Here is a 20,894-nt window from a genome sequence, read left to right as displayed (position 1 = left end):
CAGTAGGTGCAGGTGTGAACTATCCTTAGAGAAGATACTTTTTGCCCATTTACCCCGCACGGAAGACCAGTGCTGGCAGGGCAGATTGACAAATAATTGTCACTATATCTGGGCAACCAGAGCGAGAGAGGATGGCCTATGCCTAATCTGAACCAGAAACTTGAATGGACTGAAAAAGATCAGCGGGCAGTTGACACCGCCCGCGTACTTGCAGCGGATGCAGTTGAGAAGGTCGGTTCAGGCCACCCCGGTACCGCAATGAGCCTGGCCCCCGTTGCATACCTGCTCTTTCAGAAAGTAATGCGCCACGACCCTACCGATGATCGCTGGGCAGGCCGAGACCGTTTTATCCTCTCTCCTGGACACACCTCGCTAACTCTCTACAACCAGCTCTTCTTAGGCGGGTTTGGTCTGGAACTCGACGACATCAAGGCTCTGCGTACCGCTGGAGCCCTCACCCCCGGCCACCCCGAGTTCGGGCACACCAAGGGTGTAGAAATTACGACCGGCCCACTGGGCCAGGGCCTGGCCTCGGCAGTAGGTTTTGCCTATGCGCAGCGCCGCATGCGCGGTCTATTTGACCCCGAAGCAGCTCCCGGCACCTCGCCTTTTGACCACACCATCTTCACCATTGCTTCTGAAGGCGATGTTCAGGAAGGCGTTACCGCCGAAGCCAGCGCGCTTGCCGGTCACCAGCAGCTCGGCAACCTGGTTGTCATCTACGACCGCAACCACATCTCAATTGAAGATGACACGGATGTTGCCTTCACCGAAGACGTAGCAGCCCGTTACGAGGCCTACGGCTGGGATGTCACCACAATCGATTGGACCGCAGGCGGAGAGTACCAGGAAGACGTTGAGGCGCTCTACGATGCTATCGTGGCGGCCACGAAGGTTACCGATAAGCCCTCCTTTATTGAACTGCGCACCATCATTGGCTACCCGGCACCTCATAAGCAGAACACCGGCGGCATTCACGGCTCCAAACTGGGTGCCGACGAGGTAGCCGCCACCAAGAAGATTCTAGGTTTTGACCCTGAACAGCACTTTGCTGTTGAGCCTGAGGTTCTTAAGCACACTCGCGGGCTGCTTGCTCGTAGTGCCGCTGAGCGCGCCGAATGGGACAAGAACTTTGAGACCTGGAAGCAGGCTCATCCCCAAGAAGCTGCCCTCTACGAGCGTCTTATTGCCGGTGAACTTCCCAAGGACCTAGACCAGGCTCTACCTGTCTTTGAGGCTGGTACCGCTGTGGCTACCCGTGCCGCCAGCGGTAAGGTCATCAACGCCCTGGCCCCCCACCTGCCAGAGCTGTGGGGTGGCTCCGCTGACCTGGCCGGTTCTAACAACACCACCATTGACACCGAGAAGAGCTTCAATCCTCAGGCCCGCTCCACCAAGGCTTGGACTGGCCACCCCTACGGTCGCGTCCTGCACTTCGGTATTCGTGAGCACGCAGCAGCGGCTATTACCAACGGTATCGCTCTGTCCTCACCAACCCGTCCCTTCTCCGGCACTTTCTTTGTCTTCACCGACTACCAGCGCCCTGCAGTTCGCTTGGCAGCACTCATGGGTGTACCCAACATCTTCGTATGGACCCACGACTCCATCGGGCTGGGTGAAGATGGCCCCACCCACCAGCCTGTAGAGCATCTGACAGCAATGCGCGCTATCCCCAACCTGGATGTCGTCCGCCCCGCAGACGGTAACGAAACCGCCGTTGCCTGGCGTAAGATTCTCGAGATCAAAGATCACCCGGCAGGCCTGGTGCTCTCACGCCAGAACCTGACCAACCTTGCTCGTGAAGACCTGCACCCCAAGGCTGAGGGTGAGAAGTTCGCTTCAGCCCAGGGCACCGCACGCGGTGGCTATGTGCTGGCTGATACCGAGGGAACCCCGGATGTCATTCTGATTGCTACCGGCTCCGAGGTTGAGCTTGCTCTGGCCGCACGCACCCAGCTTGCAGAAGAAGGCATTGCGGCTCGTGTTGTCTCCATGCCTTGCCGCGAATGGTTTGCCGCTGAGAGTGCGGAGTACCGCGAGTCGGTTATCCCTGCCGCTGTCAAGGCACGAGTTACTGTCGAAGCCGGCTTGGCTATGTCTTGGCAGGACCTCTTGGGCCATGCTGGTCGCGCTGTCTCTCTGGAACACTACGGTGCATCTGCCTCAGCCGAAGAGCTCTTCGCTGATTTCGGTTTCACCGCCGAGAAAGTAGCTGCAGCAGCACGCGAGTCCATCCAGGCCGCCCAATAACCACAGGGTTCCGTGCGCGGTACCCGTACAAAGAGCGGCGGCTGACCTGCTCTCTGCTCTCTGCTCTCGACCTATATGAGCCCTAGCCGGAGCACATCAGCCCGGCTAGGGCAAGCAACTACAGAGGAAATATACCAATGACTACACCTACCCAGAAGCTTTCCGACGCCGGCGTCTCCATCTGGCTCGATGACCTTTCCCGTGAACGCCTGTCCAGCGGTAACCTGCAGACCCTGATTGATACCAAAAACGTTGTTGGCGTGACCACCAACCCCAGTATTTTTGCCGCAGCACTGAGCAACGGCGCGGCCTACGCTGAGCAGATGAAAAAACTCGCAGAGCAGGGCACAGAGGCAGAAGCCGCGGGCTTCGCCGCCATGATTGATGATGTACGCGATGCCTGCGACGTTTTTGCTCCCATTTACGAGGCAAGCCAGGGCTTTGACGGTCGCGTCTCCATTGAGGTCAGCCCCCTGCTGGCTCGCCAATCTGATGCAACTTTTGCTCAGGCAAAGCAGCTCTACACCGCTGTTGGCCGTGAAAACGTCATGATTAAGATTCCCGCCACCGAAGAGGGTCTTGCCCCCATTGCGCAGACCCTGGCCGAGGGTATCTCGGTCAACGTCACTCTGATCTTCTCGCTGGAGCGCTACCGCGCAGTCATCAACGCTTACATGCTGGGCCTAGAGAAAGCACTGGAGAACGGTAAGGATCTGTCAAAGATTCACTCTGTAGCTAGCTTCTTTGTCTCCCGTGTCGACACCGAAATTGATGCCCGTCTCGATGCCATTGCTACCGAGGAGGCCCTGGCCCTGCGTGGCAAGGCCGGTCTTGCTAACGCCCGTCTGGCTTTTGAGGTCTACGAGCAGGCATTCGAGTCAGAGCGCTGGGCACGCCTTGAAGCCGCTGGGGCTAACCGCCAGCGCCCGCTCTGGGCCTCAACAGGTGTCAAAAACCCCGCCTACCCCGACACCCTCTATGTCACCGAGATTGCCGCCCCCGGCACCGTGAACACCATGCCTGAGGCAACTCTCATGGCGACCTTTGACCATGCAGAGGTCACCGGTAATGCGATTGCAGGCACCTACGAAGAATCAAGCCAGGTACTCAACCAACTTGAAGCAGTAGGTATCTCCTACAAGGAGATAGTTGAGAAGCTGGAAACCGAAGGTCTAGATAAGTTCGAGATTTCTTGGAAGGAACTACTCGATACCGTTCAGGCAGCACTCAGCTCTGAGGCATAAGGACCCCAGTAGATCGGGGTTTGACCTGGCCGGTACCCTTCTCGGTTCTCGGCCAGGTAAGCCCGGTAAACTAATGCATAGACAGGGTAGCGCGTATCCCCCTGGCCTTTAAGCCAGCTACAGCTACCGCCCATAGCAACCTGTGAAGGATTCATGGCAGTGGCCAACACTCACGAATCAAACCCTCTGCGCGATCCACGCGATCGCCGTCTGACCCGCGTCGCTGGCCCCAGTTCTCTGGTTTTCTTCGGCGTCACCGGTGACCTAGCACGCAAGAAACTGCTTCCAGCAGTGTATGACTTGGTCAACCGTGGCTTGTTACCGCCCAGCTTCGGTTTGGTGGGTTTTGGGCGTCGCGAATGGAGCCACGAGGATTTCCGTGATGAGGTTCGGAACCACGTCCAGGCTCATTCTCGTACGCCCTTCCGTGAGGATGTCTGGAACCAGTTTGCTGCCGGTATTCGTTTTGTGACCGGTACTTTTGACTCCGACGAGTCTTTTGAGAAGCTCAAGGCAACCCTTGCCGAGCTTGATAAAACCCGTGGTACTGGTGGTAACCATGCCTTCTACCTATCTATTCCGCCCAAGGATTTTGACCAGGTTCTCCAAAAATTGGCTGACCATGATTTAGCCAACCACAATCAGCATGAGGGCTGGCGAAGGGTCGTTATCGAGAAGCCCTTTGGCCACAATCTGCAGAGCGCTCGTGAGCTCAACGCTATTGTCGAGCGCGTATTCCCAGCAGACTCTGTCTTCCGCATTGACCACTACCTAGGCAAGGAAACCGTTCAGAACATTCTGGCCATGCGCTTTGCTAACCAAATGTTTGAGCCCCTGTGGAACGCCAACAATGTGGATCATGTGCAGATCACAATGGCCGAGGATATCGGCATTGGAACCCGTGCTGGCTACTACGATGGGGTGGGTGCGGCCCGCGATGTAATCCAGAACCATCTGCTCCAGCTTCTGGCGCTGACCGCTATGGAAGAACCCGTCAGCTTTAACGCTGAGCACCTGCGGGCAGAGAAAGCTAAGGTTCTTGAGGCCGTTCAGGTGCCCCGGGATATCGAGAAGGCTTTTGCTATTGGCCAGTATGCGGCCGGCAACCAGGGTGGTGAAGAGGTCAACGGCTTCTTTGATGAGAATGATATCCCCGCGGATTCGCGTACCGAAACTTTTGCGGCCCTCAAACTCTTCATTAATACCCGCCGCTGGGCCGGTGTTCCTTTCTACCTGCGTGCGGGCAAGCGTCTGGGCCGCCGCGTCACCGAGATTGCGGTGGTCTTCAAAAAGTCCCCCAACCAGCTCTTTGGAGGTAGCTCCCACCTGGCAGGTCAGAACGCTATCGTGATTCGCGTCCAGCCTGATGAGGGTATGACCCTACGTTTCTCATCTAAGGTACCCGGCACCCAGATGGAGATTCGTGATGTGAACATGGACTTTGGGTATTCCCACTCCTTTACCGAAGAATCACCAGAGGCTTACGAGCGCCTGATTCTGGATGTACTACTCGGTGAGCCACCGCTCTTCCCCCGTCACGAGGAAGTTGAGCTGTCGTGGAAGATTCTTGACCCCTTTGAAGAGTACTGGGAAGAGCACCAGGTTAAGCCTGAGCCTTACGCCCCCGGTTCTTGGGGACCGGCTTCTGCCCACAGCATGCTTGAACGTGACGGTCGCACTTGGAGACGCCCATAATGAGAAAACTTAATGACACCACCGTTGGCGAAATCGCCAAGGAACTTGCCCGTCTGCGCAACGAAGAGGGCGCTACCACATCCTCTCGTGTACTGACCCTGGTGATTCTGGCTGAAAAGGGGCATTCGAAGACCGCTGTTGAGGCGGCACTCAAGGCTTCCTATGAGCATCCCTCCCGCATTATTGTTCATATTGACTACGGTCAGGATGCCCCTGATCAGCTCAATGCAAGCATCTACGTTGGTGGCGATGCCGGTGCCTCAGAGCTGATCATTCTACGCGGTTACGGTAGTGCGGCTGTGGCTACTGAATCTCTCATTTCCGGACTTCTACTGCCTGACTCCCCCATTGTTGCCTGGTGGCCGCATTCGGTTCCGGAGAACCCAGCGGAGCACTCTATCGGCCGGATTGCTCAGCGTCGTATCACCGATTCGGCTCGTGCTTACGACCCGCTTGGCGTGCTTGAAAAACTGGCCGACAGTTACAAGGACGGAGATACCGACCTGGCCTGGATTCGTCTAACGCTGTGGCGCATCCAAATTGCTGCTGTACTTGATCAGCTCGGCCCCGCGCCCGTCAGCAAGGTGACCGTTTCAGGCTCATCCCTGTCGCCCTCGGTCGTTCTGCTGGGTGCATGGTTGGGCACCCGACTGGGTGCGACCGTTCATCTGCGCACCACCGATGTTCAGCGTGGCCTCTACCGGGTGCAGCTTGAACGTGAAGATGGAAGGGTAACCATCCACCGCCCCGGCAGGAACATTGCCACAGTCTCTTCCCCCGGTACACCTGACCAGCAGATCTCTCTGCCGGTCCGGTCCCTGGCAGATTGCTTGGCTGAAGAACTGCGTCGCCTGGACCCCGATGAAGTTTACGGGGAGGTCTTGCAATCGGTTGTCGATGGTTGCAACATCGTGGTTGATATTAATGCGGAAGATACCGCAACCGAAGGCGCTGACTACACGGAGGTCTACGATGCCTAAACCCATTCTTGTTGCCCACACCGATAAGGCTCAGCTCCAGCTAGCTGGGGCAACCCGCATCATCAATGTTGCGGCGACCGCTGTGGCGGCTCAGGGCGTGGCCCATATTTCGCTCACAGGCGGTACTATGGGTATCGCTGTTCTCGCTGGTATCGCTGAGCACCCGCTAAGTTCTACCGTGGACTGGTCTAAGGTTCATTTCTGGTGGTCTGATGAGCGCTTTGTTGCCACCGGTCATGCTGACCGCAACGAGCAGCAGGCAGGCCATGCCCTGCTCACCTCTTTGGGCCTACCCACGGAGAACCTGCATGTCATGGGGGCTTCTGACACCTTTGATTCGCCTGAGGCAGCGGCCCTTGCCTACACCGAAGAGTTGGCACGGTTTGCACCCGCTGGTGAGAGCTCCCCTCTCTTTAACCTCACCCTACTAGGTATGGGGCCTGATGGGCATATTGCTTCGCTCTTCCCCGACCGAACCGAGATCCTGGACGCTGAGGGAGTTGCTATCGCGGTTCATAACTCCCCTAAGCCGCCACCCACGCGTGTGAGCCTGACCCTGCCGGTCATTAACTACTCAGAGCGTATCTGGTTCCTTATTGCTGGTAGCGATAAGGCAGATGCAACGGCTCGGCTGAGGGCTGCTAGCCAGCTAGCAGAAAGCGAGCTCACCGCCAAGATTCTCACAGCGACTCCCGCCGCAGGTGCCCGAGGTCTGCTTGAAACACTGATTCTGGTAACAGAAGATGCGCTGGCATCAAACGCCAATTGAGCTTGATGAACAGCGGCCGCTGCTTTACCCCCTGGCCGCTGTTCTTTAGCTGTAATAGGCAGAGAGCATGAAAAAGCCCGATAGTTCTGTGAACTATCGGGCATTTTATATAAGTCTTTTTAGATAACCGCCACGGTCTCAAAACGGAGTACCAGGGCGTAGCCGATAATGGCAAATGCCCAGAGGAGGATAACGGTTACCGTAAGTCGGATAAGGTTTTTAGAGGCCATACCCGAGGAGTTCAGGGAGGTTGTCATACCGCCACCGAACATATCTGAAAGGCCACCGCCCTTGCCGCGGTTGAGCAAAACCAGGAGCACGGTGAGGACGCTGGTTATAGCAATAACCACCATCAGGGCAATCTTTAGGGTTTCCACGCAGAACCTTTCACATGAACAGAGAAGGTGGCGTTCTCAAGCCACCCCAAAAACTATACGCTCTTTAGGCTGTAAAAGCACGGCTAACACCGCTGAGCTTCATGCTCTATGACCCTTAGCCCGGCAGACCGATTCATAGCTGAACCGGCTACCGGGCTACAGGAACCCTTAGGTTTAGGAGTTGAAGCGAGCAATGTTAGCGAACTCGGTAGCGTCCAGTGAGGCACCGCCTACCAGTACGCCGTCCACATCTGCTTCTGCCATGATTTCAGGTGCGCTAGCAGCCTTGACCGAGCCACCGTAGAGCACGCGCACCTTGTCTGCAATCTCAGCTGAGTAGAGCTTAGTTAGCTCAGCGCGGATAGCGGCACTCATTTCCTGAGCGTCAGCTGCGGTTGCAACCTTGCCGGTGCCAATTGCCCAGACAGGCTCGTAGGCAACGACCAGGGTTTCAGCCTGTTCTGCGGTCAGGCCTTCGATGGAGCCACGGAGCTGTTCCAGCGTAAATTCGACGTGCTCGCCGGCTTCGCGCTTGTCCAGGCCTTCGCCTACGCACAATACGGGAACCAGGTCGTTGCGGTATGCTGCCTGAATCTTAGCGGCACACACGGCATCGCTTTCACCGTGAATAGTGCGACGCTCTGAGTGGCCCACCAGAACGTAGCTTGCACCCAACTTGTTCAGGAATACGCCGGAGATATCGCCGGTGTAGGCGCCGGAATCCTGGTCGGAGAGGTCCTGTGCACCGTAGACAATCTCTAGCTTGTCACCGTCAACCAGGGTCTGTACTGAACGGATATCAGTGAAGGGAGGGAAAACAGCAACTTCAGCCTGACCATAGTTAAAGTTGGTGTCATCCAGGGTCCATGCCAGTTTCTGGAGCAGGGTCACGCCTTCGGTGTGGTCCATGTTCATCTTCCAGTTGCCAGCGATAAGAGGCTTACGATTCATGTGGCTCGTCCTTTCGTCAAAAATTAGTGTGCTTAGGCGTCGAGTGCTTAGGCGCCGAGTGCTTCGAGGCCGGGCAGGGTCTTACCTTCGATGTATTCGAGGGAGGCGCCACCACCGGTGGAGATGTGGCCAAACTGGTCGTCCGAGAAGCCCAGGTTACGCACAGCCGATGCGGAGTCGCCGCCACCGATGATGGAGAAAGCATCAGATTCAACCAGGGCCTCTGCAAGGGCCTTAGTACCGGCTGCGAAAGCTTCAATTTCGAAGACACCTACGGGGCCGTTCCAGAAGACTAGCTTGGCATCCTTGATCTTCTGCGCAAAGAGTTCACGGGTGGCGGGGCCAATGTCCAGGCCTTCTGCCTGGGCACCCAGCTTGCCACCTGTCAGATCTTCGATGGGGCGGATTTCAGAATTCGCATCGTTGGAGAAATCGTCTGCCCATACAATGTCGGAGGCGATAATGAGCTCGGTGCCCTTTTCGGGTGCTTCTTTCAGATAGCGCTTGCAGTTCTCAATCTGGTCCTCTTCAAGAAGTGACTGGCCTACTTCGTAGCCCAGTGCCTTGGCGAAGGTATAGCCCATGCCACCACCGATGAGCAGAGCATCAGCCTTACCGATCAGATTATCAATCACAGCGAGCTTGTCGGAGACCTTAGCGCCGCCCATAACAACGACAAAGGGGCGATCAGGGTTCTTGATGACCTTCTGCAGAACGTCAACTTCGGTCTTGACCAGGTCGCCCAGGTAAGCCGGAAGTACCTTAGCAATGTCGTAGACAGAGGCATGCTTGCGATGAACTGCCCCGAATGCGTCGTTGACGTAGGCACCATTTTCACCGGTCAGAGCTGCAAGTTCAGCAGCAAACTCGGCGCGCTCAGCGTCGTCCTTGGAGGTTTCGCGCGCATCATAGCGGACGTTTTCGAGAACCAGCAGTTCGCCGTCCTTGAGAGCTTCAGCCTTGGCCTTGGCATCCTCACCGACCAGGTCAGCAGCAATTACAACGGGAAAGTCTGCGAGCTCAGCTAGACGCTCAGCGGCAGGCTTGATGGAGTACTGGGGGTCAACCTGACCCTTGGGGCGACCGAGGTGAGCGGTCACAATAACGCGGGCACCAGCATCGGTCAGCTTCTTCAGGACGGGCAAGGAAGCGCGGACGCGGCCGTCATCGGTGACCACACCGTCCTTGAGGGGAACATTCAGGTCTGAACGGACCAGGACGCGGCGACCAGCAAGGCCGCTTTCGATAAGCTCTGCAAGAGTTTTTGCCATGGGACTTCTCATCTCCATACGGTGAGGTTGATATAGGTAGGCTCCCCCGGTTGAGGAACCCAGATATGAGGACGGGTTAGCCAACTGCGCTTTATGCGTGCGCCAGTTCGCTAACCCTGTCTCTCATTGGTGTCTCATATAAGACGGTGGTCTATCAGCTTAGAGGGCTGCTACAACCTTGTTGGTGAACATGACCAGACGTGACACGTAGCCGTATTCGTTATCGTACCAGGCGATAACCTTGACCTGGTTGCCAATAACCTTGGTCAGGGGGGCATCGAATACGGTCGAAACGGGCTCGCCCTCGATGTCCTTGGAAACGATGGGCTCTTCGTTGTACTTGATGATGCCCTTGAGGTCGCCCTCAGCTGCTTCCTTGACGGCTGCGTTAACTTCTTCAACGGTTACTTCGCGTGAAGCGGTGAAGGTCAGGTCGGTGATGGAGCCGGTGGGGGTGGGAACGCGAACAGCGAAGCCGTCCAGCTTGCCCTTGAGTTCAGGAAGAACCAGGCCAACGGCTGCAGCGGCACCGGTGGAGGTGGGAACCATGTTCAGGGCTGCGGCGCGTGCACGGCGCAGGTCCTTGTGAGGAGCATCCTGCAGGCGCTGGTCAGCGGTGTATGCGTGGATGGTGGTCATGAGGCCCTTTTCGATACCGAACTTATCGTTCAGTACCTTGGCCATGGGAGCCAGGCAGTTGGTGGTGCAAGATGCGTTTGAAACGATGTTCATGGTGGCTGAATCGTACTGGTCGTCGTTGACGCCCATGACGAAGGTGCCGTCAATGTTTTTGCCGGGTGCAGAGAGGATAACCTTCTTTGCACCAGCTTCCAGGTGAGCCTTAGCCTTCTCGCCATCGGTAAAGAAACCGGTGGACTCAAGAACAACGTCTACGCCAAGGTCGCTCCAGGGAAGATCAGCAGGGTTACGCTCTGCCAGAACCTTGATTTCGGTGCCATTGACGACCAGGCCGTTTTCGGAAACAGCTACTTCACCGTCGAAACGACCCATGATTGAGTCGTACTTGAGAAGGTGAGCAAGGGTATTTATGTCGGTCAGATCGTTGATAGCAACGATCTCAAAGCCCTCGCCATGCTGCTGGGCAGCGCGGAAGAAGGTGCGGCCGATGCGGCCAAAGCCGTTAATTGCTACGCGTACAGTCACTGAAATCAAACTCCTAGATACAGTTAGTGACAAGGTGGACGAGACTCCCTCTGAAGGGCGTATCGTTGCCGAACTCGGGAACTTTAGTTCCTGTCAGCTCGGCAGCCGAGCTCTCGTCCGGTTCGTTTTCTATCATACCCTGTTTATGTGAGTTTTGGTGTGTTTCTGTCGTATTTAAAGGTGGATTTAAGTGTGTTTCACTCATTGTTCACTCAGTTTTCCCCACCGAATGTGGCTCCCACCCCTTAAATTCATGATAAATGCCACCCAGTAAAGGGCAAACCAACAAAAACCCACATCGATTATCTGAAGACAAGCTGGGTTCTTGATTGGCCAAGGTTAGAAGTTACTATCTGCACGTTGAGCATATGACCAGCGGTGAACCGCTCAAGACGCAGAAGAGCCGTCCTCACCCGCAAGTAAGGACGGCTCACCACACTCAAAAAAGTAAGAAACTACTGGTGCTGACCGTGTGCCCCCACCCCGGCTTCAGTACCGGGGATACCGCGTTCAGCAGCTCGCTTATCGGCCATGGCAATGAGACGACGGATTCGACCTGCGATAGCGTCCTTAGTCATAGGTGGGTCAGCCAGACGACCCAGCTCATCCAGTGAGGCCTGCTTATGCGCTACACGTAACTCACCTGCATAGCGTAGATGGTCAGGAACTTTATCGCCCAAAATTTCAAGAGCACGTTCAACCCTGGCCCCGGCGGCAACAGCAGCCTGAGCTGAACGACGCAGGTTAGCGTCGTCAAAGTTAGCCAGACGGTTGGCAGTGGCACGCACTTCTTTACGGGCGCGACGCTCCCGCCAGTTATCCAGAGCATCAACAGCCCCCATACGCTCAAGGAGCAAGCTAATGGTCTCCCCATCACGCACTACAACGCGATCAACACCGCGCACTTCGCGGGCCTTAGCGATAACATCCAGACGACGAGCCGCCCCCACCAAGGCCAGCGCGGCCTCAGGACCGGGGCAGGTAAATTCAAGAGCTGACGAGCGGCCCGGCTCAGTCAACGAACCGTGCGCTAAGAAGGCACCGCGCATCACAGCCTCGGCGTCAGCCAAGGAACCGTTTACAACAGCCGGAGGTAGGCCCCTAACCGGGCGACCTCGCCCGTCAAGCAGACCGGTCTGACGAGCCAGAGCTTCGCCGCCTTGATCAACGCGAACCACGTAGCGACCACCGCGGCGCAGGCCGCCACCAGAGATAGAGGTAATAGATGCTTCATGCCCATACATCTCTGCGATGTTGTATCTGAGCCGCTCAGCAGTAGACTCCAAATCGACCTCGGCCTCAACCACAATTTTGCCCTGAACCAGGTGCAAGCCGTTGGTAAAACGCAAGATAGTGGCTACCTCAGCTTTACGCACAGATGAGCGGTTCGCTTCAAACTGTGCCAGCTCTTCCTTGACCGATGCCGTTAGGGCCATGCTGGTCTTCCTCCAAAAGTTTAACTGCTCAAGTCAGTAGGGTGTGCCGGGAGATCCCGACCTCAGTATTTGAAAACCTGCTTATAGGCCGCAGCCAATTTGAGGGGGTCATGGACCCCCGGCTGATCGGTTTCCGCCACCTCGACCCAAAGGACCTCGGCACCGAGCTGGCTAGCAACATTTTCAAAGATTTCTCGCTCCCCAGTGGCGGCAGGGTCAGCGATAACTGTATTAACCCTAATTTCTGGAACGTAATCACGCAAAACGAGAAGGTGGTCGGCGGCACTCATACCCTGCGTTTCTTTACCGTCCAGCTCCAAATTCATCACCAGGCAAATCTTGGCACTGGTATTGAGAATCGCTTCACGTAAACCGGGCAGTAAGAGGTGAGGCAGAAGGGAGGTAAAGAATGAACCAGGACCCAGAACTACCCAGTCAGCCTCATGAACCGCGCTGACTGCTTCGGGGCAGGGCTCAGCTTCCGCAGGAAGAAGACGAACTTTATCTACTCTACCGGCCTTAGCCAAAGTCGCCTGGCCCTGCACGGTATCGCGAAATTCCACGCCGTGCTCATTGGTGCTTACAATATCGCCCTCAATAACCAGAGGTGTCAGCGACATCGGCAGGACCCGCCCTCGTGCGTTGAGCAGGGCACCTGCCCAATCAAGACCGGCAACGCAGTCACCCAGCAGATCCCATAGAGCCACAATCAGCAGGTTACCCAAGGCATGGTTCTCCAGGGCAGTCGGCCGGGCATCGGTCCGTTGCGTGAAACGGTGCTGCATAACATCACGCCAGGTACGTCCCCAGTCAGTGTCATCGCACAGGGCAGACAGCGCCATACGCAGATCACCTGGAGGTAAAACATCAAGTTCATAGCGTAGCTTGCCGGAGGAACCCCCATCATCGGCAACCGTTACCACTGCGGTCAGAGCACTGGTAATCAATTTAAGGGCAGACAAGGATCCATAGAGGCCGTGCCCCCCGCCCAGAGCTGTCACTCTGACCGGAAGAGGGTGCCCCTGATGAATGATTGGCAGGAGTCCCGTCTCGGGGAAACGGGGTGCGCGAAAAGTCTCAGGCATTATTCTCTACCCATGTCACGGTGATGAATCGAAATGTTTACATCGTCCATTTGGCGCAGTCGGCGGGCAACTTCTTCAGTTACAGCAACTGAGCGGTGCTTACCGCCGGTGCACCCAATAGCAAAGGTTGCATACAGTTTACCTTCCTTTCGGTAACCCGCAATGACCGGCTGAAGCGCTTGAATGTAATGCGAGATAAATTCTTCGGTACCCTCATGAGAAAAGACGTAATCTCGGACCCCAGCGTCCTGACCGGTCTGGGCTCGCAACTCAGGAACCCAGTGAGGATTCGGAATGAACCGCATGTCAGCCATGTAGTGGACATCGGAGGGGGTGCCGTATTTAAAGCCAAAACTCATCACGGTAATGTTCACAATGCGCTCCTTACCTGGAGCATAGGTTTCACGCACTTTCTTAGCCAGCTGGTGAACATTCATCCCCGTGGTGTCAATGATGTAATCCGCGCTCTCTTTGAGTTCAGCAAAAAGCTTGCGTTCTTCGGAAATCGCTTCTGCCACCAAACCGCCCTTCTGAAGGGGGTGCGGGCGCCGCTGAGCCTCATAGCGGGCGATAATATCCTTATCCGCTGCGTCCATGAAAAGCATGGAGAAATCAACGTCAAGGCCCCTTAGGTTATTGATAGCTTCAGGCAAATCTTGCAAAAGACGACGCGCACGAACATCAATCCCAACCGCCACTTTGGGCATGGTTGCAGGAGAGTCTTTAACAAGTTGAGCAAGGTTGCTGAACATCTGAGGTGGAATGTTATCTACCACGTACCATCCCTCATCTTCGAGGGTGTTGGCTGCGGTGCTGCGGCCTGCACCAGAAATACCGGTGATGACCAAGATTTGCGGTTTGACGCCAGATACAAGGGGGTCAGATGACATGTGAGGGGTCTCTCGCTTCTCCAAATTGAACCAATGTTAGTTATAGCCTAGCGCACATACACCCCATAAAAGCCCGCAAAATGCAGGCAATATGCCCAAGATATGTCCCCCAAAAAGTATTTATGGCCGGGTGTCCTCAGACAAGAAATGACGGTGGATTTTTTGGGCCATAGAGGGGCCAATTCCGGGGACTTTCTGCAGTTCTTCAATATCCGCAGCTGAGAGCTGTTTGAGAGAACCAAAATGCTTGATTAAGGCCTCCCGCTTAGCTGGCCCCAGCCCATCAATAGTGTCCAAGGCAGATTTGACCATTTCACGGCCGCGCTTGGTTCGGTGGAAAGTAATGGCAAACCGGTGGGCTTCATCGCGGATCCGCTGAATCAGGTAGAGTGCATCGGAAGTTCTCGGCAAGATAAGGGGGAAATGATCGCCCGGTAGCCACAGCTCTTCCAAGCGTTTAGCAATACCCACCACAAAGATATCGGAAATTCCAAGGTCTTCTAGCGCGCGAGATGCAGCAGCAACCTGAGGTTGGCCACCGTCTACGACCACAAGGTTGGGCGGATATGCAAAAGCGGCAGGTTGCTTCTCACCTCTGTCTCTTATCTCACCGGACACCGGAGAACGAACACCGGCAGCCTCATCAGAGAGGTAACGGCGAAAACGGCGGTAAATGACATCATACATACTGGCCGTATCGTCCCGCGCAGCATCACCGGTGACCGAGAACTTGCGGTAGTCGCTTTTCTTGGGCAATCCGTCCTCAAAAACCACCATGGATGCCACCACGTTGGTGCCCTGGGTATGCGAAATGTCGTAGCACTCAATCCGCATGAGAGGTTCGGGGAGTTCCAGGGTCTCCTGGAGCTCAACCAGTGATGCTGACCGGGTAGTAATGTCCCCGGCTCGTCTGGTCTTATGGAGCGCTAAAGCCTGCCGGGCGTTCTCCCTCACCGTATCCATGAGCTCTACCCGGTCACCGCGCTGAGGAACACTGATAGAAACTTTGGCACCCCGAACACCGCTAAGCCACTCTTCGAGCCGCTCCTGATTCTCAGGAAGCACAGGAACATTAATCTGGCGGGGTATCTCGTTAAGGTTATGGTTAATCTCCTCTTCGGTGGTGCCTGCCGCCAGACTTGCTGCTGACTCACCGTAGACCTGCACGAGAAGCTGATCCATGAGCGCCTGCGGGCTTGAGTCTTCCACCTTTTCGACGATCCAGCCGCGTTGGCCTCGGATGCGGCCACTGCGTACATAGAAGACCTGAATGGCAGCTTCAAGATCATCTTCTACAAAGTTAAAGATATCGGCGTTGACCGAATCGGGCAGAACCACCGCATTAGGTTCAAAAGCCTTAGTGAGAGCTTGGATATCATCCCGTAGCAGAGCAGCCTTTTCAAAATCAAAGTCGGCTGCTGCCTGCTTCATCTGGGCTGTCAGCTCAGCTATATATTTTTCAGCACCACCGGCCATAAAGGAACAGAGCTGTTCAGCCAGGGCGGCGTGGTCTTCCCTGCTGATTTTTCCTACGCAGGGTGCAGAGCACTTGTCAATATAGCCCAGCAGACAGGGGCGATTCGATGCCTGAGCCCGGTTGAAAACTCCAGTGCTACAGGTCCGCACGGGGAATACACGCAAGAGGGCATCGAGAGTCTGACGGATAGCCCAGGCCTGTGAGTAGGGCCCGAAGTAGCGGACACCCTTCTTTTTCTCACCGCGCATCACCTGGGCCCGCGGGTAGCGGTCTTTGAGAGTGACTGCCAGGTAGGGATAGCTCTTATCATCGCGGAAGGCAATGTTGAACCGAGGCTTGAACTCTTTAATCCAGGTGTACTCAAGCTGGAGAGATTCAAGCTCGCTACCTACAACCGTCCATTCCACTGACGCGGCGGTATGAACCATGGCATAGGTTTTAGGGCTCAGCGAATCGACCTTAGCGAAGTATGAATTCAGTCGGTTACGCAGGTTTTTGGCTTTACCCACATAGATAATGCGGCCGTACTCGTCCCTGAACCTGTAGACACCGGGTTGGGTAGGGATTTCTCCCGGTGCCGGACGGTAAGAGGCAGGACTAGCCAAGAAAAACTTCTTTCTACTGGTTACAGACTGCCGGAATCTCGTTCGGCAGACGGTGAGACGTTGTACTCGTTTTTGCGGGCCTGACCAGAGAGCTGGGCGATAGCGTCCATGATGGTATCGGTCGTTTCACGGCGCTGGCGGCCACTCATCTTCTCCCCCAGCTTCTCAAAAATGAGTGGTTCACCCACACGAACCGTAAAACGGTGGGGGTAGACCATGTTAGAGCCAGGTTTCTGAATCTTATCGGTACCGATTAATCCCACAGGAACTACCCTTGCACCGGTCATGTGAGCCAGCCAGGCCACGCCAATTTTTCCCTTGTAGAGGTAGCCATCTCGCGATCGAGTGCCTTCAGGGTAAATCCCAAAGACCTTGCCCTCTTCGAGCCTTTCGAGCGCTGTCTCAAGAGCCTTCATCGATTCTTTTTTGTCGGTGCGGTTGACCGGGATGATATCGATAACCTGGAAAAGTGTTTTCATGGCTCTGCCCTTAAAGCCGGGCGAGTTAACGTACTCAGCTTTAGCTAAGAAAGCTACACGCCTGGGCATCAGGGCCGAGATAATCACTGAATCCAAGAAAGCAAGATGGTTGGATGCAAGGATGACCGGCCCTTGAGCAGGGAAGTTCTCCAGTCCAGTAACTCGGGCCCGAAAGACCGTACGCAGAATAGCCTCGATACTTTTCTGGGTTGCCTTGTACTTCAATGACATGGTGGCTCCTACAGCCTCATTTCCAGGGAAAATACGGCTTATTTGATTTTTCTGACCGGTTTTACCCTATTTAGCATACCCTCCGCGGTCTAGCTCAAAAGCATTTCTGCTAGGAAACGGCCCGTATGTGACTCAGGGATGGCAGCGACCTGCTCAGGTGTGCCTGTTGCCAGGACAGTACCGCCACCATCGCCGCCTTCGGGGCCCATATCAATAATCCAGTCAGCACTCTTAATGACATCCAGATTGTGCTCAATAGTGATAACCGTGTTGCCCTTATCGACCAGCCCCTGCACAACACCTAACAGCTTGCGGATATCCTCAAAGTGTAGGCCAGTTGTGGGTTCGTCCAAAACATAGATTGACCGACCATTAGAGCGCTTTTGGAGCTCGGTAGCTAGTTTGACGCGCTGGGCCTCACCACCGGAGAGGGTGGTAGCAGACTGCCCCAAACGTACATAACCCAGCCCCACATCGACCAGGGTGTTGAGGTAGCGAGAAATCTTACTGAAGGCCGAGAAGAAGTCGGCGGCTTCGGCAACCGGCATCTCTAAGACATCTGCAATAGTCTTACCCTTGTAATGAACCTCAAGAGTTTCACGGTTGTAGCGTTTACCCTTACAGACCTCGCAGGGTACGTAGACATCGGGCAGGAAGTTCATTTCAATTTTGAGAGTACCGTCACCGGAACAAGCTTCGCAGCGGCCTCCCTTGACGTTGAAGGAGAAACGGCCGGGCTGGTAGCCACGGATTTTTGCCTCGGTGGTTTCCGCGAAGAGTTTACGGATATGGTCAAAAACGCCGGTATAAGTTGCCGGGTTAGAACGCGGAGTACGACCAATGGGTGACTGATCCACATGGATGATTTTGTCCAGCTGGTCCACACCCTTGATGGTCTTGTGGCGACCGGGCACCTGCTTGGCACCGTTGAGCTGGTTTGCCAGAGCGGTGTAGAGAATGTCGTTGACCAGGGTAGATTTGCCCGAACCAGATACACCTGTAACGGCGGTCAGGACTCCCAGCGGGAACTCTACATCCACCTTCTTAAGGTTGTTCTCACGTGCTCCAATAACCTTAATAGTGCGTTTGGGGTCCACGGCACGGCGGGTTGTGGGAACCTCGATGGTGCGGCGGCCAGCCATGTAGTCCCCGGTCACGGACTCTTTATTGTCAAGGAGCTCTGCAAACGTACCCGAGTGAACAATCTGACCACCGTGTTCACCGGCCCCCGGGCCAACGTCCACGATCCAGTCCGCTTCTTTCATAGTGTCTTCATCGTGTTCTACCACAATCAGAGTGTTGCCCATATCGCGGAGCTTTGTCAGGGTTTCAATCAGACGGCGGTTATCGCGCTGGTGCAGACCAATCGAGGGCTCATCAAGTACGTAGAGAACACCCACCAGACCAGAGCCAATCTGGGTTGCCAGGCGGATACGCTGAGCCTCACCGCCAGAAAGAGTGCCGGCTGAACGGGCCAGATTCAGGTAATCAAGCCCAACATCAAGCAGGAACTGGAGGCGCGCGTCGATTTCTTTAAGAACCAGCTCAGCGATCTGTGCTTCTCGGGCATTCAGCTTCAGGGATCGCATAAACTCTAGAGCCTCACGCATAGGCAACTGCGTGACCTCTGCGATGGACTTGCCCCCCACGGTGACCGCCAGGATGGTCGGGTTGAGACGGGCACCCTGGCAGGCGGTACAAGCCACATTGCGCATGTACTGCTCGTAGCGGTCCTTGGACCAGTCAGATTCAGTTTCTTCGTGCTTGCGCTTAATGTAACCGACGACTCCCTCAAACCCTGAGGTGTAGCGGCGCTCCCGCCCGAAGCGGTTCTTGTAGGCTACCGTTACCTGGTAATCCTTGCCGTTGAGGATCGCCTTCCTAGCCTTTGCTGGCAGATCCTTCCAGGGAGTAGCCAGATCAAAATTGAGCTCTTGGCCCAAGCCCGCAAGCAGGCGGAGCCAATACTCAGTGGTTGATTTGCCCTGCGACCAGGGTGCAATTGCTCCCTCAGCCAGTGAGAGCTCCGGGTTGGGGATAAGCAGGTCTTCATCGACTTGGAGCTTGGAGCCGATACCGTCACAGCCCTGACAGGCACCAAAGGGTGAGTTGAAAGAGAAAGCGCGGGGCTCCACCTCAGTCACAGAAAGAGCATGCCCGTTAGGACAGGCCAGGTTCTCACTAAAAGACCGGGTACGGCTTGCTGAGTCTTCATCCTCATCCACAAAATCGATCAGGACTTTCCCATCAGCCAAACCAAGCGCAGTTTCAATGGAATCCGTGAGACGCTGGTGGACGCTCTCCTTGATAGCTATGCGGTCTACAACCACCTCAATAGTGTGTTTGTACTGTTTTTCAAGCTGAGGAGGGTCTTGCAGTTGAATAGTTAGCCCATCCACTCGGGCACGAGCGTAACCGGCGTTGGATAGCTCTTTGAAAAGGTCGACGAATTCACCCTTGCGCGCTGAGACAACAGGAGCCAAAACCTGTAGACGGGTCTTCTCGGGGTAGCCCATCAGTACATCCACAATCTGCTGGGGCGACTGCTTGGAGATTTCTTCACCGCAGTCAGGGCAGTGCGGGTGGCCCACGCGTGCCCACAGCAGACGCATGTAGTCGTAGATCTCAGTGATAGTACCCACCGTTGAGCGAGGGTTCTTAGAGGTAGATTTCTGGTCAATAGACACAGCTGGCGAAAGACCCTCAATAAAGTCAACATCCGGTTTATCCACCTGCCCCAGGAACATGCGGGCGTAAGAGGAGAGTGACTCGACGTAGCGGCGCTGACCCTCAGCAAAGATGGTGTCAAAAGCCAGAGATGATTTACCTGAACCCGAGAGGCCGGTAAACACCACCATGGCATCGCGGGGAATATCTAGGTCAACGTTTTTAAGGTTGTTTTCACGGGCACCCTGCACGCGGATGTGCGTGAGGTCGCTGGCCATGGGGCGAGAGGCTAAGCCTGCCATACGATTACCTATCTTCAGGAAAGTCTTTTCGAAGATATATTCTAAACTATGCAGTAAAGTTTTGGGCAGACCGCGCCCAGGGTGCTTGGATGTTAGGCTACCGGCTGAAAGTAGTTAGCTAGCGTGACGGTCTAAAGGTTCTTGTCTGGAATCAGCTCATCTGCACGGTCAAAGACCGCCGTGATACCGGGGTAGTTGAGGTGCCCGGAATGAGCCGCAAAAGAGCCTATGCCTGATGACCTTGGGATCAGCTCCACCTTGCGCAATATTTCAAGCTCCACAACCACTTCACGAGCGAGGGGGCGGGCCCTAGAATCACTAGTATGACAGAAACCGGAACTCTCCATGCCTCTACCCCACTGATAACCATCCGTAGCATAGCTGTCTCTGAGATGAGCAACAAGGTCTACCTGCTCACCCATAAGCAAAGCGGGGCCCAGATTCTCATTGATGCCGCAGATGATTTTCCCGCTATCCAAAAGTTCACTGAGGCCGCACTCGCCACTGACTCCCCCGCCCAAGTCGGTCAGCCCGGCTCCGGAGTCCTTGCACTAATTACCACACATTCCCACTGGGACCATATCCGGGCTTTGCCTGATGCAGTTGCCGGGTGGTCACCCGCCACCTACTGCGGTTCGGCCGATGCCGATGCTATTGCCGAACAGGAAGGTACACGTATTGAGCATCTGCTCAACGGCGGGGAAAACCTCAATCTAGCAGGTATTGAGCTTGAAGTCATCAGCCTGCGCGGGCATACTCCCGGGTCGATTGCTCTTGCCTATCGGGACCCCAGCGGAGAGCACCCCGTCCTCCTATTCACCGGTGATTCCCTCTTCCCCGGTGGGGTAGGCAAGACCCGGGCTCCGGAAGATTTCGCCCAGCTCTTGGCCGATGTTTCAGCGCGTATCTTCTCCCAATATGACGATGCCACGGTCGTTCTACCCGGCCACGGGGACACCACCACACTGGGTGCTGAGCGGCCTCATCTGCCCGAATGGAAAGAAAGAGGCTGGTAAGCGCA

General features: G+C 55.5%; 17 protein-coding genes. 6 read left to right on the top strand and 11 right to left on the bottom strand.

What is annotated here, in order from left to right:
- The first annotated feature begins 138 nt into the window (after positions 1-138).
- From tkt to pgl, 5 genes are all read left to right on the top strand, one after another.
- Positions 139-2,250, top strand: a complete 2,112-nt coding sequence (gene tkt, locus ACN08Y_RS04310; RefSeq protein WP_419111941.1) for a transketolase — start codon at positions 139-141, stop codon at positions 2,248-2,250.
- Between the two features lie 137 nt (positions 2,251-2,387).
- Entirely contained in the window at positions 2,388-3,494 is a 1,107-nt protein-coding gene (tal, locus tag ACN08Y_RS04305) for a transaldolase (RefSeq protein WP_419099768.1), read from the top strand.
- A 153-nt stretch (positions 3,495-3,647) separates the two neighbouring features.
- Positions 3,648-5,189: a glucose-6-phosphate dehydrogenase gene (gene zwf, locus ACN08Y_RS04300; RefSeq protein ID WP_419111940.1), complete on the top strand. Its 1,542-nt coding sequence runs from the start codon at positions 3,648-3,650 to the stop codon at positions 5,187-5,189.
- Complete coding sequence (locus ACN08Y_RS04295) at positions 5,186-6,169, top strand: glucose-6-phosphate dehydrogenase assembly protein OpcA (protein ID WP_419099811.1); 984 nt, start codon at positions 5,186-5,188, stop codon at positions 6,167-6,169. The genes zwf and ACN08Y_RS04295 overlap by 4 nt, the downstream gene beginning before the upstream one ends.
- Positions 6,162-6,938, top strand: coding sequence for a 6-phosphogluconolactonase (pgl, locus tag ACN08Y_RS04290; RefSeq protein WP_419111939.1), 777 nt, complete (start codon positions 6,162-6,164; stop codon positions 6,936-6,938). The genes ACN08Y_RS04295 and pgl overlap by 8 nt, the downstream gene beginning before the upstream one ends.
- A gap of 119 nt (positions 6,939-7,057) precedes the next feature.
- On the opposite strand, the gene secG is transcribed toward pgl, so the two are convergent.
- The 11 genes from secG to ACN08Y_RS04235 all read right to left on the bottom strand — a co-directional run bounded on the left by secG (position 7,058) and on the right by ACN08Y_RS04235 (position 20,154).
- Entirely contained in the window at positions 7,058-7,315 is a 258-nt protein-coding gene (gene secG, locus ACN08Y_RS04285; RefSeq protein WP_419111938.1) for a preprotein translocase subunit SecG, read from the bottom strand.
- A 174-nt stretch (positions 7,316-7,489) separates the two neighbouring features.
- Positions 7,490-8,266 carry a triose-phosphate isomerase gene (gene tpiA, locus ACN08Y_RS04280; protein WP_419111937.1) on the bottom strand — a complete coding sequence of 259 codons (777 nt, stop codon included), beginning with the start codon at positions 8,264-8,266 and terminating at the stop codon, positions 7,490-7,492.
- A 47-nt stretch (positions 8,267-8,313) separates the two neighbouring features.
- Positions 8,314-9,537, bottom strand: a complete 1,224-nt coding sequence (locus ACN08Y_RS04275; RefSeq protein WP_419111936.1) for a phosphoglycerate kinase — start codon at positions 9,535-9,537, stop codon at positions 8,314-8,316.
- Between the two features lie 159 nt (positions 9,538-9,696).
- On the bottom strand, positions 9,697-10,701 hold the full coding sequence (gene gap, locus ACN08Y_RS04270) for a type I glyceraldehyde-3-phosphate dehydrogenase (protein WP_419099774.1): 1,005 nt from the start codon (positions 10,699-10,701) through the stop codon (positions 9,697-9,699).
- Positions 10,702-11,156: 455 nt separating this feature from the next.
- On the bottom strand, positions 11,157-12,137 hold the full coding sequence (gene whiA / locus ACN08Y_RS04265) for a DNA-binding protein WhiA (protein ID WP_419099775.1): 981 nt from the start codon (positions 12,135-12,137) through the stop codon (positions 11,157-11,159).
- 62 nt (positions 12,138-12,199) lie between these two features.
- Positions 12,200-13,222: a gluconeogenesis factor YvcK family protein gene (locus ACN08Y_RS04260; RefSeq protein WP_419111935.1), complete on the bottom strand. Its 1,023-nt coding sequence runs from the start codon at positions 13,220-13,222 to the stop codon at positions 12,200-12,202.
- Complete coding sequence (gene rapZ / locus ACN08Y_RS04255; protein WP_419099777.1) at positions 13,222-14,112, bottom strand: RNase adapter RapZ; 891 nt, start codon at positions 14,110-14,112, stop codon at positions 13,222-13,224. The genes ACN08Y_RS04260 and rapZ overlap by 1 nt, the downstream gene beginning before the upstream one ends.
- Positions 14,113-14,232: 120 nt before the next feature.
- Entirely contained in the window at positions 14,233-16,194 is a 1,962-nt protein-coding gene (uvrC, locus tag ACN08Y_RS04250; RefSeq protein WP_419105270.1) for an excinuclease ABC subunit UvrC, read from the bottom strand.
- Between the two features lie 20 nt (positions 16,195-16,214).
- A complete protein-coding gene (locus ACN08Y_RS04245; RefSeq protein ID WP_419099779.1) occupies positions 16,215-16,904 on the bottom strand; it encodes a lysophospholipid acyltransferase family protein in 690 nt (229 codons plus the stop codon).
- A gap of 89 nt (positions 16,905-16,993) precedes the next feature.
- A complete protein-coding gene (gene uvrA / locus ACN08Y_RS04240; protein WP_419111934.1) occupies positions 16,994-19,873 on the bottom strand; it encodes an excinuclease ABC subunit UvrA in 2,880 nt (959 codons plus the stop codon).
- 131 nt (positions 19,874-20,004) lie between these two features.
- Positions 20,005-20,154, bottom strand: a complete 150-nt coding sequence (locus tag ACN08Y_RS04235; RefSeq protein ID WP_419099781.1) for a hypothetical protein — start codon at positions 20,152-20,154, stop codon at positions 20,005-20,007.
- A gap of 42 nt (positions 20,155-20,196) precedes the next feature.
- Between ACN08Y_RS04235 and ACN08Y_RS04230 the strand changes: the two genes are divergently transcribed.
- Entirely contained in the window at positions 20,197-20,889 is a 693-nt protein-coding gene (locus ACN08Y_RS04230; RefSeq protein ID WP_419111933.1) for an MBL fold metallo-hydrolase, read from the top strand.
- The last annotated feature ends 5 nt before the right edge of the window (positions 20,890-20,894 follow it).

The organism is Rothia sp. P5764 (assembly GCF_048512965.1).
Classification (GTDB): domain Bacteria; phylum Actinomycetota; class Actinomycetes; order Actinomycetales; family Micrococcaceae; genus Rothia.
The sequence above is the reverse complement of the archived record's forward strand: the minus strand, read 5'-3'. Positions and strand labels throughout refer to the sequence as shown.

What these genes read in the sequence shown, in the direction of transcription:
- tkt (WP_419111941.1), top strand. Translation starts at nt 139, where the DNA reads ATGCCTAATCTGAACCAGAAACTTGAATGGACTGAAAAAGATCAGCGG.
- tal (WP_419099768.1), top strand. Translation starts at nt 2,388, where the DNA reads ATGACTACACCTACCCAGAAGCTTTCCGACGCCGGCGTCTCCATCTGG.
- zwf (WP_419111940.1), top strand. Translation starts at nt 3,648, where the DNA reads ATGGCAGTGGCCAACACTCACGAATCAAACCCTCTGCGCGATCCACGC.
- pgl (WP_419111939.1), top strand. Translation starts at nt 6,162, where the DNA reads ATGCCTAAACCCATTCTTGTTGCCCACACCGATAAGGCTCAGCTCCAG.
- tpiA (WP_419111937.1), bottom strand. Translation starts at nt 8,266, where the DNA reads ATGAATCGTAAGCCTCTTATCGCTGGCAACTGGAAGATGAACATGGAC.
- ACN08Y_RS04275 (WP_419111936.1), bottom strand. Translation starts at nt 9,537, where the DNA reads ATGGCAAAAACTCTTGCAGAGCTTATCGAAAGCGGCCTTGCTGGTCGC.
- whiA (WP_419099775.1), bottom strand. Translation starts at nt 12,137, where the DNA reads ATGGCCCTAACGGCATCGGTCAAGGAAGAGCTGGCACAGTTTGAAGCG.
- ACN08Y_RS04260 (WP_419111935.1), bottom strand. Translation starts at nt 13,222, where the DNA reads ATGCCTGAGACTTTTCGCGCACCCCGTTTCCCCGAGACGGGACTCCTG.
- rapZ (WP_419099777.1), bottom strand. Translation starts at nt 14,112, where the DNA reads ATGTCATCTGACCCCCTTGTATCTGGCGTCAAACCGCAAATCTTGGTC.
- ACN08Y_RS04245 (WP_419099779.1), bottom strand. Translation starts at nt 16,904, where the DNA reads ATGTCATTGAAGTACAAGGCAACCCAGAAAAGTATCGAGGCTATTCTG.
- uvrA (WP_419111934.1), bottom strand. Translation starts at nt 19,873, where the DNA reads ATGGCAGGCTTAGCCTCTCGCCCCATGGCCAGCGACCTCACGCACATC.
- ACN08Y_RS04230 (WP_419111933.1), top strand. Translation starts at nt 20,197, where the DNA reads ATGACAGAAACCGGAACTCTCCATGCCTCTACCCCACTGATAACCATC.